We start from the raw sequence: 14,956 nt of genomic DNA, 5'->3' as shown, positions 1-14,956 counted from the left end.
CCAAAGCCGATACGGCTGGAAGTGAAAAACCATGTGCCGCAATGGGGCGGGCCGCTGCGCCGGCTCGCGCGGCTTTATCGGGTGGAGACGGGTTGGTGGGAAGAAAGCCGCGAGGGCGCTGCGGTGCTGCGCGACTATTTCATTGCGAGCAGCCAAGAGGCGGGGCTGGTCTGGATTTTTCGCGAGCGGCAAGCGCGGCTTCCGCTTCGCGGTGGATGCCGGATCGAGTCCGGCATGACAAGTATTAAAGGCGGTCATTGCGCAGTCGAATCCGGCGTGACAAGTCCTGAAGGCTGTCCTAAAGGCTGTCATTGCGGACTTGATCCGCAATCCATCCCCGATCAGGCGCAACTTTTCCAGCAACGCGACTACCGCTGGTTCCTTCAAGGCCTGTACGCATGACACGCGTACAGAGAGCGCATGCCTGAAACCAACGAAAAACCCCCGCTGGACATCGACGACGGGTCCCTCCCGCCCGTCATCACCGACTGGCCCGACGGCCTGCCGGCCTACTGCGAGCTGCATGCGCTTTCCAACTTCAGCTTCCAGCGCGGCGCATCGCATCCGCAAGAGCTCGTGCAGCGCGCGTACAACCTGGGCTACCAGGCGTTCGCGCTCACCGACGAATGCTCGCTGGCGGGCGTGGTGCGCGGCTGGTCGGGCTTCAAAAAGTACCAGGCATTCATCCGATCGCTGGAAGCAGACTATCCCCACCAGAGGCGAAGCCGCGACTTCAAGCTGCTCTACGGCAGCGAGTTCGACATGGGCGATTGCCGCCTGGTGGCCATCGCCCGCGACAAGCAAGGCTGGGGCGGCCTGTGCGAATTCATCACGGCCGCGCGCAACACGACTGCGCAAAAGGGCCAATACCGCGTCGGCTGGGAGACCAGCGACATGACGCTTTTGCAGGGCTGCGAAGTGCTGTTCGTGCCGCATCGCCGGGTTGGCGATGCGTTCGACCTCGATGCCCTGTGCATGCGCCTTGCGCAATGCCGCCAGCTGTACGGGCAGGGGCTGTGGCTCGCGGTCGAGCTGCATCACGCGCTCGATGACGACCTGTGGCTGGCCTCGATGCGCGACGCGAGCATGGCAACGGGTGTGCCGCTGATTGCCGCAGGCGACGTGCACATGCACGTGCGCTCGCGCAAGCGCCTGCAGGACGTGATGACGGCGGTGCGGGTGGGCAAGCCCGTCGACCAGTGCGGCTACGAGCTGCAGGGCAATGCCGAGAAGCATTTGCGCTCGCGGATGCGGCTTGGGGAAATCTATCCGCCGGATTTGCTGGAAGCGACGTTGATCGTCGCCGGGCGTTGCAGCTTCGAGATCGAAAGCATCCAGTACAACTATCCGCAAGAGACGGTGCCCGCTGGCCTCACGCCGACCGAGGGCCTGCGCAAGCTCACGATAGAAGGCGCGCACATGCGCTACCCGGATGGCATTCCGGTGAGGGTGAAGCGGCATCTGGTGAAAGAGCTGCGCCTGATCGCCGAGTGCAAGTACGAGATGTTCTTTTTGACGGTGCACGACATCGTGTGCTTTGCCCGCAGCAAGAAGATTCTTTGCCAGGGACGCGGCTCGGCGGCCAACTCGGTGGTGTGCTTTTGCCTGGGCATCACCGCGATGGACCCGATGCATTCCAACCCGCTGCTCGAGCGTTTTATCAGCAAGGAACGCCGCAACGAGCCGCCCGACATTGACGTGGACTTCGAGCACGAGCGGCGCGAAGAGGTCATCCAGTACATCTACCGCAAGTACGGGCGCGAGCGCGCGGCGATTGCGGCGGTGGTCATCAGCTACCGCACGCGCAGTGCGATTCGCGATGTGGGCAAGGCGCTGGACGTGGAAGAAAAACTCATCGAGGCGTTCGCGAAAGAACACCAGTGGTTCGACGACAAGCTGGCTTCGCAGCGGCTGTGCGAGCTGGCCGCGCAGGTGGGCGAAGCGATCGATGAAACGAAGGCGCGGCTGTGGCTTGAGCTCACGCAGCAGCTGATGGGGTCACCGCGCCATCTGTCGCAGCATGTGGGCGGCTTCGTGCTCACGCAGGACAAGCTCACGCGGCTGGTGCCGGTGGAAAAGGCGTCGATGAAAGACCGCTCCATCATCCAGTGGGACAAGGACGACCTGGAAGACATGGGCCTGATGAAGGTCGATGTGCTGGCGCTGGGCATCCTCACGGCGATTCGGCGTTGCCTGGATTTTCGCAACCAGTTGCGCGCTGCTGAAGGCGGCAAGGAGTGGGACCTGGCCGATATCCCGAAAGAAGATCCTGCTACCTACGACATGATCTGCAAGGCCGACACGGTGGGCGTGTTCCAGATCGAAAGCCGCGCGCAGATGTCGATGCTGCCGCGCCTGCAGCCGCGCGTGTTCTACGACCTGGTGGTCGAAGTGGCGATCGTGCGGCCGGGGCCGATACAGGGCGGCATGGTGCATCCGTTTCTCAAGGCGCGCGACCGCATCCGGGCGGGGCTGGACGTGCACTACGAAAAGCCCGAGTTGAAGGCGGCACTGGCACGCACGCTGGGGGTGCCCATCTTCCAGGAACAGGTGATGCAGATCTCGATGATCGCCGCCGGATTCACCGCCGAAAAAGCCGATGCGCTGCGCCGTTCGATGGCCGCCTGGAAGCGCAAGGGCGGGGTGGAAAAGTTCTACGAACCCATCATCGAAGGCATGCTGAACAACGGCTATCGCCGCGAGTTCGCCGAAGCGATCTTCAAGCAGATTTTGGGCTTTGGTGAGTACGGCTTTCCTGAAAGCCACGCCTATAGTTTTGCGCTGCTGGCGTATTCGAGCAGCTGGCTGAAATGCCACGAGTCCGAGTGCTTCCTGGCCGCCATGCTCAACTCGCAGCCCATGGGTTTTTATTCGCCCTCGCAGCTGGTGCAAGACGCCAAACGCCACGGCATCGTCGTGCTGCCCCCGGATGTTTCGCACAGCGACTGGGACTCGACGCTGGAAAACTCGCTACGTCATGCCGGACTCGATCCGGCATCCACCGCGAAGCGGGAACCGCGCCAGATCGAGCATGGATTGCGGGTCAAGCCCGCAATGACAGCCAAACAACCCTCAGCCAAACAATTGGGGTCAGATTCCAATTATTCAGCCCACTGTCATGCCGGACTCGATCCGGCATCCACCGCGAAGCGGGAGCCGCGCCAGATTGAGCATGGATTGCGGGTCGAGCCCGCAATGACAGCCAAACAACCCGCTGTCCGACTGGGCCTGCGGCAGGTGGGCAGCCTGAGCGAGGCGGGGGCCAGGCGCGTGGTCGAGGCTCGCCGGCAAGCGCCTTTCACCAGCACCGAAGATCTCGCCCTGCGCGCGCAGCTCGATGCGGGCGACTTGAAGGCGCTCGCCGCAGGCGATGCCTTGATGTCGCTGTCCGGGCACAGGCGCCAGCAGGTGTGGGACGCATCGGCCTTGCGCAAGTCGCCCGAGCTGCTGCGCGATGCGCCGATCAATGAAGAGCCGCTGGAGTTGCAGCCCTCGCACGAAGGCGAAGAGATTGTTTTCGACTACGCCTCGCTGGGCCTCACGCTGCGCCGTCATCCGCTCGCGCTCCTGCGGCCGCGCCTCAAGCGCATGAAGCTGCAAAGCGCCGCCGAATTGCACGACCTGCCCAGTGGGCGCAAGGTTCGCGCGTGTGGCATCGTCACCGTTCGCCAGCAGCCGCAGACGGCGCATGGCACGATCTTTCTCACGCTCGAAGACGAGACCGGTCCGGTGAATGTCATCGTGTGGAAGTCGGTGCGCGAAGGCCAGCGTGAGGCCTTGCTCAAATCGCGCCTGCTCGCTGTTGAAGGCACCTGGCAGCGCGACCAGGAATCCGGGGGGCAGGTGCGCAACCTGATTGCGAAGAAGCTCACCAATCTCACGCCGCTTTTGGGGCGGCTGGGCGAGCAGACCAACAGCAGTCGCGATTTTCACTAGGAGATGCACCTCTGGCATCATCCATTTCCAAAGCGACGCAACCCATGGCCACCGAACCCAAACTCATCATCCGCAAGCAACCCCAGGCCAAAGGCAAGGTGGCGCTCTTTGCGATGATTCGCAACGAGATCTACTTCCTGCCGCACCTGCTGGATCACTACCGCAAGCTGGGCATCAGCGAGTTCTGGTTTCTCGACGATCGCTCCGACGACGGCTCGGCCGAGTACCTGCGCCAGCAGCCCGATTGCGGCATCGTGCATTCGAACCTGAGCTTCGGCGACAAGGTGGGTGACCAGCCCTTTGGCGCGGCGGTCAAGACCCTCGTGCCGCGCGCCTTGCTGATGAACCGATGGGTGCTGACGGTGGACGCCGACGAGTTCCTGATCCTGCCGCCGCCCTATGACACCGTGCCGCAACTGGCGCAAGCACTTGAAGCGAACAAGCTCAAGATCGCACGGGCCCTGATGATGGATTTTTTCCCCGCGAAGCTGAAGGGCGTCGAGCAGGTGCCCATGACGACCAGCCCCTTCGTGATGTCGCCCAACTTCGATCCCTGGAGCGTGCTGGAGTGGCCCGACCAGGCGCCCAATGTGTCGAACATCAGTGTGATGGAGGGCATTCGCCCGCGAATGCTCGAACGCCTGCAAAAGACCCGGGTGGACCTGTCGCCGCTGGGCGGCACCTACCGGTTCGCCAACGTCAACAAGGTGCCGCTGTTTTTCTGGGAAGGCAATGCGCGCGCGCTATCGGGCCACCGCAACACAGTCCCGGCGTCGGACCAGGTGCAACTGGTGCTGGCCCACTTCAAGTTCTATCCGGGCTACGAGGCGCGCATCGCAGAAGCGGTTGAAAAGAGCGTGCACTGGCAGGGCGCGATCGAATACCGGTTTCTCGACCTGGCCGTGCGAAACCTGGCCGACTGGTCGTTGAAAGGCCCGGTCTCGCGCGAATACCGCTCGCGGCAGGACCTGGCGGACACGGGGCTGCTGTATTCGCGCTTGAAGTGACCACGTCGGCCTCACACCAGACGATGAGAGGTCGATACTTCACTTTGCAGGCCGGACGGGCGGCGGCGGCAAGCCTGGTCGTGCTGTTTCACGCGACCGGAATCATCGCGGAGCCCAAGTATTTCGGTGTGAAGCCGCTGGCCGGCTTTTTTGGGTTCGGGTATGCAGGAGTGGAATTCTTCTTCGTGCTCAGTGGCTTCATCATCGTCGCCGCCCACTGGCAGGACATGGGCCGGCCGCAAGCGCTGGGTCGCTATCTGGCAAGAAGGGCGATCCGGATTTTCCCGGCGTACTGGATCGTATTTCTGGCACTCGGTGCGGCCATGTTGTTCATGGGCACGCAGCAGCGGTACGACACTCCAACCCTCGTCGCGGCCTTGTTGCTGTTGCCACTGGACAAGGTTGCGGTTGGCGGCACAGGGTCCCCGGTCGTGGCCGTTGCATGGTCGCTGCAGTACGAACTCGTGTTCTACGCGCTGTTTGCCTTGCTGATCATCAACCGCAAGATCGGCGCGGCGATTGCAGCCATCTTCCTGATCGTCGCTGCTGCATGCTGGAACGCCGGCACTTACCCGGCCTCCTTCGTTGGCAAGTCCTACGTTTTCCTGTTTGCGTTGGGCTCGGCCGTTGCTGCGCTACGCGAATGGGGGGCTGCGAGCCGTATTCGCCGTTTTCCGCGATGTCTCGCTGCGGCTGGGCTCGTGCTGTTTTGCTGCACTGCTGCGTTCGATGTCATGCAATGGATCGATGCGCCACTGCAACTGGCGTCCTTGTCATACGGACTTGCCAGCGCCCTGATGATCTTTGGCATGGTCAATGCTGAAGACAACGGAAAGCTGCGCTGGATGAAGTGGCCACCGCTGCAATTGCTGGGCGATGCCTCGTATGCGATCTACCTGACGCACTTTCCAGTGCTCAGCGTTGTTTGCAAGCTCCTGAATCACGTACCTGCCATCGGCAGCAACTGGGCCTTTGCCCTCGCAGTTGGCGCGTGCCTGGTAGTCGGCGTTGTGTTTCACCGGTGGGTCGAAAAGCCTGTTGTGGACAGGCTTGCCGCACGGGGCGCGTGGCAGCGCTAGTGGAGCGGGCGGCGGGAATCGAACCCGCGTTATTTGCTTGGGAAGCAAGAGTCCTGCCATTGAACGACGCCCGCGTGGCAGCGGCGATTCTATCGTGCCGCGATCTGCGAATGGAGCCCTGGCTCCGTCACGCGGGTCCATGTTCCGGTTTCGCGCAATTCAAGCTCCCAGCGCGGGCTTTAGCGCAACCATCTTGCCGCTGCCAGAAACGATCTTCTCAGGCGCTGCTGCAGTCGCACGCGCCGCATCCACACCGGCTTGCCTGAGCGCGGCAACGATGGCTGCCGCGCGCTGCGCACCCAGCTTCGTGAGCGCATCGGCTTCCAGTGCCTGGTTCGCTTCAAGCCGTTCACGCAGCTTGCCGTAGAACGCGCTCGCATCGGCCACCTGCGGTTCGCCCTGAACCATCTTGCCCACCCGCTGCCAGATCGGAAGTTCCGCCTGTGGCGCGGATGCTGTGCCCGCTGCGCCGGAAGCACTGGCCTGCGCCGCCTTCTTTGCCTTGTCGAGTTCCTCGTCGCCGAAACGCCGGGCGTACACATCGCGCATCGCGCTGCGCACCGAGCGGCTGCCCAGATCGAGCGGGCCGGGCTCGTCGCCCGCTTCGAGCTTGATGCCGGCGGCGCGTGAGACTTCAACCCGCACTGCGCGCGCCCGCAAGGCCGCGGCGTCCGCATCGCTGTAGTGCCCCGGCACGGAGATCTTGAGCTGCGGCCGCTTGGCCAGAATCTGCGCGATCTGTTTGATCTTCTCGCGTTCGGGCGGCAGCACCTTGTCGCTGCCCGGGTCGAAGTCGATCGACTCCAGCTCTTCGCCCGAGCCGCCGAGCAGCGCGCCGAGTGCGCGAAACGGCGCGGTGACGATCTTGGTCAGTACATTGCCGATGGCCTTCCAGATGATCGCCCCGTAGCTGAACTGGGGGTCTTCGATGTTGCCCGAGACCGGCAGGCCCAGGTCGATGCGCCCGTCACTGTCCTTCAGGATCGCGATCGCCAGTTCGAGCGGCAGCTTCAGCGCGTCGGGACTGTCCACGCGCTCGCCCAGCGTGAGCTTGTCGATGACGATCTGGTTCGCGCCTTCGAGCTGCCCGCGCCTCACCTTGTATTGAAGGTCGAGCGAGATCTTGCCTTGCGCGATCCTGTAGCCGGCGAACTTCATCGCATAGGGAGACGTCGACACCAGGTCGACATTCTTGAACACCACGGCCAGGTCGGTGTTGTTGGTGGGCGCGAAGGGGTTGAGCTCGCCGCGGATTCGCGCGCTGCCGAACTCGTCGACCCGCGCGTCGAGCTCGACCTGGCTGCGCGATTCAGCACTCGACGACAGGCCATTGACCACGCCATTGAGCTCGTACATCTTGGCGGCGAACTGCGGCTGCAGACTGAGGTCGGCGAAGTCCAGCTTGGCGTCCTGCAGGCGTATGCGGCGCACCCGGATCGGGAAGGGTTCGGCAGTCGGTGCGGATGCCGGGGCGGCGGCAGGGGCAGGGGCAGCCACGGGTTGCTTCACCAGCAGGCGCGCGGCATTGAGGCTGCGGTCCGGCTCGATGATCAGCTTCGCATTGGGCTCCACCATGCGCAGCTCCGGGATGTCGAGCTGGTTCGGCGCGAGGCTGAGCGTCATCGCGTCGGCGCGCACGTCTTTCCACGCAGCGAAGAGGTCGCCATCGTCTTCCTTCAGCACGAGGCCGGCGACGTTGAAGGCGCCCGAATAGCGCAAGGCCGCGGACCTGGCACCACCCCCCGCAGTGAGGCGCCCCCTGGCTGAAACCGTGCCGCCGGCAATCTTCAGCTTGATGTGCTGCGCGAGCAACGGCTGAACCGGCGCGAGCGACAGCTGCGCGACTTTCACGTCGGCCTGCACCTGGCCCGTGCCGGGCACCGCGCTGCCCTGCGCCGCGAGCTGCCCACCTTCGCGGATCGCCAGGGTCGCCCTGAACTTCACGGCCTTCGAGAGGTCGCTGCTCGCACCTTTGACCTTTGCGCCGAAATCTGCCACCTGGAACTTCACGCCGGACGCTTCATCGTCCACGTCGGCGGCGAACTTGTCGAGCTCCACCGTCGCTATCGATGCGGTCCATGGCCTTGCCGCTGGCGTCGTCGCGGGTGAGTCGAAGCGCGGCAACATCTGCACCAGGTTCAATCCCCCCGCCCGGTCCCGCACGACGCGCAGGCGCGCGCCCTGCGCGAAGACGCGGCCGACCTCGGCACGGCGTGCAGCCAGGTCGATGGAGCCTTGCGCGAACCCGAGCTGCGCAATCTTCATCGGCGCGCTGGTGCCACGAGCGATGGTTGCATTCGTAGCGGTCAGCGCGGCATCGCCGATCGTGACCTGCAGGCCATCGCGGGTCTGCGAGGCGGCCAATTGCAGTTGCGCCGAGACAACTGCCGCGTCCACCTTCAACGCAGGGGCTGTCGTGCGATCCGTCGCGCTCAATGCCAGCTTGTCCAGGACGACCTGCCTGATGCCTACTTTCCAGTCGCCGGCGTGCACGGAAGGTGGCGCGCCTGCCGGCACGGCTTTCGCACCGGCGGTTTCGACCATGAGCTGGGCGAGGTCGAGCTCGCCCCTGGCGTCACGTTCGATGCGCAACGCGCCGCCGTCGGCCCGCACCTGCGCGATGGAAACTTCGCGCCGCGACAGGCTTGCATCGATGCCCGTCACGTCCAGTGAAGTGAGGGACGCGAATGAATCGCTGACGCCTTCGCGTGCCAGGCCGAAGTCGCGCATCGACACGCGCGCGCCCGCGAGCGCTGCTTCGAACTTGCCGTCGGCGTATGAGAACGAATACGGCAATGCCGCCGAGAGCCGCCCGGCGGCCACGGTAGCGCGCGTGAAAGACTTCAGGTACACCCCCAGTTCGGGCAGTGCCAAGTTCTCCAGCACGAGCTCACCCTTGCCACGAATGGGATCGAGCGTGGCGGTGCCGTTCCAGCGCAGCTTGCCGCCACCCGCGCCCTGCGCGCTGAAGGTGTGGGAATCGCCCTCGTCGGGCAGCGTGCTGAAGTCGGTGAGCCGAAAGTCGATCGGCGAGACCACGTTGGTGTAGCCGGCGCGCTGGTCGCGCATGTCGATGCGGCCCTGCTCCAGCGCGAATGTCCCGATCACCACGCGCGGCAGCTTGTCGTTTGTCGAAGGCTCGCGCGGTCGCCGCGCCAGCGTCTCCAGCAATTGGGCGAGGTTGAACCTGCCGTCGGGTGCGATGCGCAAGTCGGCCCTGGGCGACGTCAGCCGTACTTCGGTGAAACTCCACGCGCGCCTAAAGACGGACCGCCATTGCAGTTGCGCGACGAAGGTGCCGATGGAAAGAAGCGGCGCGCCGTCGGCTTCGTCCAGGCGCAGGTCCTTCGCTTCGAGGCGCAAGGTGAAGGGGTTGAACTGCAGGTCGCTGACCGACAGCCGGCGGGCCAGTTCGGACTGGCCGAATTTCGGCAGCTGGTTGCGGGCGACAGCGGGCACCAGCCAGAAGCCCGCGAGCGAATAGGCGGCCAGCACGCCAGCCGCGATTGCCGCCCAGCGCTTCCAGTGCAGTTTGTCGTTCATTGCCGTCGTGCCCTCGATGCCAGGATACACATGGGTTGCGATCAGGCCGAGCGGCCCTGCAGGCGCTGACGCACCAACGCAATGTTGTTGCGCAGCGCATAAAGCTCGTCGGCATACGACAGCGGCACGCTCACCCGGCTCACGTTCGCTTCGAGCGAATCGAGTTCTTTCGCAAGTTGCGTGGCATCGGCCTGTCCCGCCTCCATCTCCGACTCGATCGTGCGCAGCTGCCCATACCACCTGAACACCCGCGAGCGAATCCTGAACTGGTAGAGCGGCGGCACGATGCGCGACAGCGGCAGCAAGATCGCCAGGATGATGCCCAGCGCCAGCCACATGCGCTCGACCAGGTTGGCGACCCAGAACGACAGGTACCGCTGCAGAAAGGGCTGTCCGCCCTTGATGGCCCGCTCGGCCTCGCGCGAGACCGGGTATTCGCTGTGTTCGAGCGTCGGGAAAGAACCCGCCCGATTGAACCAGCCTGCCGCGCCGTGCATGTCGCGCGCGGCTTGCGTGACCAGCTGAAGCAGCGCGGGATGCGTCTGTTCGCGCGTGAGCATCTCGGTGGTCGTGGCGACCAGGCGCAGGTCGGTGGGCGGCAGGTCGCGTGCAAGGTCCACCACGCCGCGCGGCAAGAGGGCAGGGGTGAGAAAAGGAAACCGGCGCGAATACGCCTCGCTCTGCGCAAAATCCATCAGCTTCACGCCGGGGGTCTGCAGCAGCATCTGCACCATCAGCGATTCAGGCGCGGACGCAAACACGATCGCATCGATGTCGCCGCCCAGGAATGCGACCGTTGCGGGCGTCTGTTCCAGCTGCGACAAGGTAATGCCGGACTTGTCGATGTTGTTGGCGTCGAACAGCTTTGCCATCAGCTGTGGCACACCACTGCCGGCGGCGCCGACATTCAGGCGCAGTCCCTTCAGTTGGGTCAGGGCCGTGAGCGTGGCGGCCGGTGTGAGCTTGCGTGCGGAGTCTTCGCGATAGAACAGCCACACCGGTTCTACAAACAGGCTGCCCAGGGACTCCAGCGCAGAATCGGTCGGCGCCGCACCTTCGCTGCTGCCGCCTTGCACGAAGCCCAAATCGACCGCGCCCTGGCGCAGCAGATGCAGGTTGTGCGACGAACCCTGGCTGGGCACGAGCACCACTTCGATTCCGTTGGCGGCCAGCGCCTTGCGGTAGCGCTGTCCGAACTCGTCGTAGGCGCTTTGCGCGGGGCCAGTGGCAAGCCTCACACGCTTGGGCGGCGTCGGGTCGAGCCACAGGTAGGCCATCACCAGCAGGCCGACAGCCAGCAGGGCGAACGGCCCGGCCGAGATCAGCAGTTCACGTATCGACAGCAGGGTGTCGCGAAGCGCCTGGGGCATGTGCGGCTTCACGGAAGGCAGGCAGGTTGCATCGCGCGATTATGGACAACGGCGATGGCGATGGCTGCCGCGCTGCCATCAATGGCGAAAGCGCAGGTCGTTCGTGACGATGGCCAGATCGACGTTGGTCAGGCCGCTGTGGTCGCCGGCCTTGTAGGTCACTTTCAGGCGGTCGCCCATGTCGAACACGGCGCCGTTGTCGAGTGCCTGCACAAATTGTTCCCTTGTGAGTTTGGGCCCCGCGAGGCGAAGCGCCGCAACGAGCGCCTTGGCAGTGAGAAAGCCTTCGAGGCTGCCGTACGAAAAGTCCTGGCCCGGTTTTTCGCGCGCGAATGCCTCCTGGTATTCACGGGTGATGGCCGTCTTGCGCTCCCACGGGCTGGGCACGACCTGCGAAAACACCATGCCCCTGGCTGCGTTGCCCAGGTGGCGCACCAGTTGGGAAGAGCCGGAGTTGACGCCGAAAAAGTTCGTGTGCACGTTGCGTGCGGCGGCGCGTCGTATGAGCCGCTCGTAGACGCCTGCGCTGCCGTGATTGATGACAACCTGCGCGCCCGTGGAGGCGATGCGAGCGGCGACGGCGTCCAGTTGTTCATCGGTGATGCCGGAGGCAAAGGGCAGGTCGATGGGCGCCTGCATGCCCAGGGCCGCGCATACGGCCTGGAAATTGGCCAGATGCTGCCGGCCCGTCTCCGAGTCGGCCCTGAAAAACGCCGGGCGGGTGATGCCGGTCTTTTGCGCGTAGGCCAGCAGCGCGCGAAATTCCTCCAGGTGCTCGGCCCGTACCGGAAACACCAGCGGCTGGTGCGGCTTGCGCAGGCCCGGCGATCCGGCGATGGGGGCAAAGAAGGGCACCTTCAGATCGATCGCTGCGTTCATCACCGCGGTGGATGGCCCGCCTTCGATGGAGCCGAACAGCAGGAACACGCGGTCTTGCTGCACCAGCTTTCTTGCGTTGGCTTCAGCGATGGCAGGTTTGGCGTCATCGTCGAGAGTCTTGAGCACGATCTTGCGGCCATGAGCGCCACCGGCCCGGTTGGCTGTCTGCAGGTAGGCTTCGATACCTGCCAGGACAGCGGTGCCGTATTCGTCCTTGCCGCCTTGCAGAGAGATGGTCTGGCCGATGAGGACCTGCGTGGAGGTCACGCCGTCGCTGCCCTGGGCAAGCGACGGCTGCGCGGCCACAGCCAGCAGCAGTGGCAGCAATAGTCTTCTTGGTATTTTCATGCCCGGGCCTTTGGTTACTCAATCATCTTATTGAAGCGCGCTTAAGGGGCGCTTACGTTGAGAAAGGTCAAGGACTGAAGGGGTGCGCCGGCAGGAACTCGCCAATTGCCATGTGATGCAAATAAAGCGACAATTGACGCCTTAAATGCATCAAACTCTGTCGTCCGTTCTATTCCCGGAATATCGGCGCCGCATCCTGGGGCTTCTGCTGCTGCGGCCTGAAGATGCGCTGCATGGCCGGGAAATTGCGCGCCGCGCGGGCTTGCCAGCGGGCACCGTTACGCGCGAATTGACCAGACTGGCAGCAGTCGGGTTGCTCAAGCGGGAGAAGCGCGGAAACCAGCAGGTTTACAGCGCAGATACTGCTTCGCCAATCTACAGTGAACTGGCCAGCATCCTGCGAAAGACCTCGGGCATCGCTGATGTCATCGCACAGTTACTGATGCCGTTGGCACCATTGCTGCGCGTGGCCTTCATCTTCGGCTCGATCGCCCGGGGCGAGGAGACATCGGGCAGCGACGTTGACCTGATGCTGATTGGCGATCTCACACTCAGGGAGGCAGTTGAGGTGCTATATCCCGCACAGCAAACAATCGGGCGGGAAATCAACCCCCAGGTGTTGTCTGCGAAGGAGTTCCAGGCGAAGGCGCGCAAGGATCAATACCTTGCTGACCTGATGGCGCGGCCCAAGATTTTCGTTATCGGAACCGAACATGACCTTGAAGAACTTGTTGGGCATCAGCCTTGACGAGATCAAACCCGATGCGGCTCAGATCGGCAAGTTGCTCGCGGCGGCCGCGCGCAACATCGCTGATGCGCAGATCACCGGGCTCAGCCCTGAGAACCGATTTGACGCGGCGTACAAAGCCATCATGCAGCTGGCGATGATTTCTCTTAATGCGAATGGCTATCGCACGCTGACCAGCAAGCCGGGGCATCACCAAACTGCGATTCAGACGTTGAATCTGACGGTTGGCGTTCCGATGAAACAAGTGATCTTTCTCGACGCGTTGCGCAAGCAGCGAAATGTGTCTGATTACTCGGGGGACCTGGTGTCGGACGCAGCAGTTACAGAATGCCTTGCAAGCGCCCAGGAACTTCTGGTGCAAGTTCGCGCATGGCTCAAGGCCAATCGAGGCGATCTGTTGGAAAGTGGTGTCGCTCTCACCGGCGGCGTCGGGAGTCAGCGCGGGAACAAGTGACGCCAGCGTGGGTCTACTTCAACGTCGGCGCCTTGCGATGCCGCGTCCCTTGCTCGTACGCATAAGCCGCCCTGAGCAGCTTGCCTTCAGACCATGCGGTCCCAACAAAGGACAGGCCCATGGGCAGGCCCTGATGGAACCCCATCGGCACCGTGATCGTCGGATAGCCCGCAACCGCGGCGGGCGATGAACTCGAACCCGAATACGAATCGCCGTTGATGTGATCGGTGAGCCAGGGCGGCGAGGTGGTCGGCGCGACGATCGCGTCGAGCTTGTGCTGCGCCAGCACCGAATCGATGCCCTCACGCGCGAGCTTGCGTGCCTTGGCTGCCGCGTCGAGGTAGGCCTTGTCGGTGAGCGGACCCTTGGCCTGCGCCTTCTCGAAGAGGTCCTGCCCGAAATGCACCATCTCCTTGTCCGCATGCTTCTGGTTGAACGCGATTACATCGGCCAGCGTGCGCACGGGCATGCCGCTGCGCGTGGCGAGATAGCGATTGAGGCCGTCCTTCAATTCGTAGAGCAGCACTTCGAGTTCGGCTTCGTCGTAATCGCCCAGCGAGCCGAAGTCCGCCGGGTCCACGATCTCGGCGCCCAGGCGCTTCAAGTCGGCGATGGCTTTTTCGAAGAGGGCGTCGGCATGCACGCTGTACCCGGTGACCTTCTTGCGCGCCACGCCGATACGCATGCCCGCCAGCCCGCCTTCGAGCGCCAGGCGGTAGTCTTTGGGGATGTGCGCCGCCGCGTCTTTGGTCGCCGCGTCATTCGCATCGACGCCTGCGATGGCCGTGAGCACGATGGCGGCATCGACCACGCTGCGGGTCATCGGCCCGGCTGTGTCCTGCGACTGCGAAATCGGAATGATCCCCGCGCGGCTCACCAGTCCGACCGTGGGCTTGAGCCCGACGAGCGAAGCCATGTTGCTCGGGCACACGATGGAGCCGTCGGTTTCCGTGCCGATGCCCACCACGGCGTAACTCGCGGCGATCGCCGTGCCGGTGCCCGAACTCGATCCGCATGGGTTGCGGCGCGTGTCGTACGCGTTGTGCGTCTGCCCGCCGAGCGCGCTCCAGCCGCTGGATGATTTGGACGAGCGGATGTTGGCCCACTCCGACAGGTTGGTCTTGCCGATGATCACCGCGCCTGCATCGCGCAGCCGCTTGACGATGTGCGCGTCGCGCGATGCCGGTGGACCGACCAGTGCCAGCGAGCCCGCCGTGGTCATCATCTTGTCGGCGGTGTCGATGTTGTCCTTGATGAGGACCGGGATGCCATGCAGCGGTCCGCGCACCTTGCCGGCCTTGCGCTCGGCGTCGAGTGCGCGCGCGATGGCGAGGGCGTCGGGGTTGGTCGTGAGGACGGCATGGGTTCTGGGGCCCGCCTTGTCCAGGCGCGCGATGCGGGCCAGGGATGCTCGCGTCAGGGACAGCGATGTGGCGCGGCCCATCTCCATGTCGCGCTGCAGGGGTTCGATGGAGGCTTCGATGAGGGATGGTGGGGCGGATGGGGCCGCCATAGTGGAGAGGTGCGCGCAGATCCCGAAAGTGATGGCTAGAAATGTTCGCATGGTCAAAATACGTTTGTAGGGAGGTTGA

Annotated in this window: 9 protein-coding genes, 1 tRNA gene and 1 pseudogene; 6 read left to right on the top strand and 5 right to left on the bottom strand. The window is 63.9% G+C overall.

The window, feature by feature from the left end; all coding sequences use genetic code 11:
- The 4 genes and pseudogenes from AQ12_RS23040 to AQ12_RS19125 form a co-directional block, all read left to right on the top strand.
- A pseudogene (locus AQ12_RS23040) lies at positions 1-402 on the top strand (hypothetical protein); the annotation flags it as partial.
- Positions 403-420: 18 nt separating this feature from the next.
- Positions 421-3,936, top strand: a complete 3,516-nt coding sequence (locus tag AQ12_RS19135) for an error-prone DNA polymerase (protein ID WP_048441561.1) — start codon at positions 421-423, stop codon at positions 3,934-3,936.
- A 44-nt stretch (positions 3,937-3,980) separates the two neighbouring features.
- Positions 3,981-4,943 (top strand): glycosyltransferase family 2 protein, encoded by a 963-nt coding sequence (locus AQ12_RS19130; RefSeq protein WP_048441560.1) that lies wholly within the window; start codon positions 3,981-3,983, stop codon positions 4,941-4,943.
- A gap of 23 nt (positions 4,944-4,966) precedes the next feature.
- The gene (locus tag AQ12_RS19125; RefSeq protein WP_082151690.1) at positions 4,967-6,022 is read left to right on the top strand and encodes an acyltransferase; all 1,056 of its coding nucleotides are present in this window, start codon (positions 4,967-4,969) and stop codon (positions 6,020-6,022) included.
- Here AQ12_RS19125 and AQ12_RS19120 read toward each other — a convergent pair.
- From AQ12_RS19120 to AQ12_RS19105, 4 genes are all read right to left on the bottom strand, one after another.
- A tRNA-Gly gene (locus AQ12_RS19120) sits at positions 6,023-6,096 on the bottom strand.
- 85 nt (positions 6,097-6,181) lie between these two features.
- Entirely contained in the window at positions 6,182-9,565 is a 3,384-nt protein-coding gene (locus AQ12_RS19115; protein WP_048441558.1) for a DUF748 domain-containing protein, read from the bottom strand.
- Between the two features lie 41 nt (positions 9,566-9,606).
- Positions 9,607-10,935, bottom strand: coding sequence for a TAXI family TRAP transporter solute-binding subunit (locus tag AQ12_RS19110; RefSeq protein ID WP_048441557.1), 1,329 nt, complete (start codon positions 10,933-10,935; stop codon positions 9,607-9,609).
- A gap of 78 nt (positions 10,936-11,013) precedes the next feature.
- Complete coding sequence (locus tag AQ12_RS19105) at positions 11,014-12,162, bottom strand: ABC transporter substrate-binding protein (RefSeq protein ID WP_082151689.1); 1,149 nt, start codon at positions 12,160-12,162, stop codon at positions 11,014-11,016.
- A gap of 145 nt (positions 12,163-12,307) precedes the next feature.
- On the opposite strand from AQ12_RS19105, the gene AQ12_RS19100 reads away from it, so the two are divergent.
- Both AQ12_RS19100 and AQ12_RS19095 read left to right on the top strand, forming a co-directional pair.
- On the top strand, positions 12,308-12,910 hold the full coding sequence (locus tag AQ12_RS19100; RefSeq protein ID WP_048441555.1) for a nucleotidyltransferase domain-containing protein: 603 nt from the start codon (positions 12,308-12,310) through the stop codon (positions 12,908-12,910).
- Positions 12,876-13,364, top strand: a complete 489-nt coding sequence (locus AQ12_RS19095) for a hypothetical protein (RefSeq protein WP_048441554.1) — start codon at positions 12,876-12,878, stop codon at positions 13,362-13,364. The genes AQ12_RS19100 and AQ12_RS19095 overlap by 35 nt, the downstream gene beginning before the upstream one ends.
- A 13-nt stretch (positions 13,365-13,377) precedes the next feature.
- Here the strand turns inward: AQ12_RS19095 and AQ12_RS19090 are convergent, their stop codons facing one another.
- Positions 13,378-14,928 (bottom strand): amidase, encoded by a 1,551-nt coding sequence (locus AQ12_RS19090; RefSeq protein ID WP_082151688.1) that lies wholly within the window; start codon positions 14,926-14,928, stop codon positions 13,378-13,380.
- Between the last annotated feature and the right edge of the window lie 28 nt (positions 14,929-14,956).

This window comes from Caenimonas sp. SL110 (assembly GCF_001044395.1).
GTDB lineage: Bacteria > Pseudomonadota > Gammaproteobacteria > Burkholderiales > Burkholderiaceae_C > Ramlibacter.
This window is presented reverse-complemented; position numbering and strand designations above follow the sequence as displayed.

Excerpts from the sequence above, each read along its gene's own strand:
- AQ12_RS19115 (WP_048441558.1), bottom strand. The coding sequence starts at position 9,565 with ATGAACGACAAACTGCACTGGAAGCGCTGGGCGGCAATCGCGGCTGGC.
- AQ12_RS19110 (WP_048441557.1), bottom strand. The coding sequence starts at position 10,935 with ATGCCCCAGGCGCTTCGCGACACCCTGCTGTCGATACGTGAACTGCTG.
- AQ12_RS19125 (WP_082151690.1), top strand. The coding sequence starts at position 4,967 with ATGAGAGGTCGATACTTCACTTTGCAGGCCGGACGGGCGGCGGCGGCA.
- AQ12_RS19100 (WP_048441555.1), top strand. The coding sequence starts at position 12,308 with ATGCATCAAACTCTGTCGTCCGTTCTATTCCCGGAATATCGGCGCCGC.
- AQ12_RS19095 (WP_048441554.1), top strand. The coding sequence starts at position 12,876 with ATGACCTTGAAGAACTTGTTGGGCATCAGCCTTGACGAGATCAAACCC.
- AQ12_RS19135 (WP_048441561.1), top strand. The coding sequence starts at position 421 with ATGCCTGAAACCAACGAAAAACCCCCGCTGGACATCGACGACGGGTCC.
- AQ12_RS19105 (WP_082151689.1), bottom strand. The coding sequence starts at position 12,162 with ATGAAAATACCAAGAAGACTATTGCTGCCACTGCTGCTGGCTGTGGCC.
- AQ12_RS19130 (WP_048441560.1), top strand. The coding sequence starts at position 3,981 with ATGGCCACCGAACCCAAACTCATCATCCGCAAGCAACCCCAGGCCAAA.
- AQ12_RS19090 (WP_082151688.1), bottom strand. The coding sequence starts at position 14,928 with ATGCGAACATTTCTAGCCATCACTTTCGGGATCTGCGCGCACCTCTCC.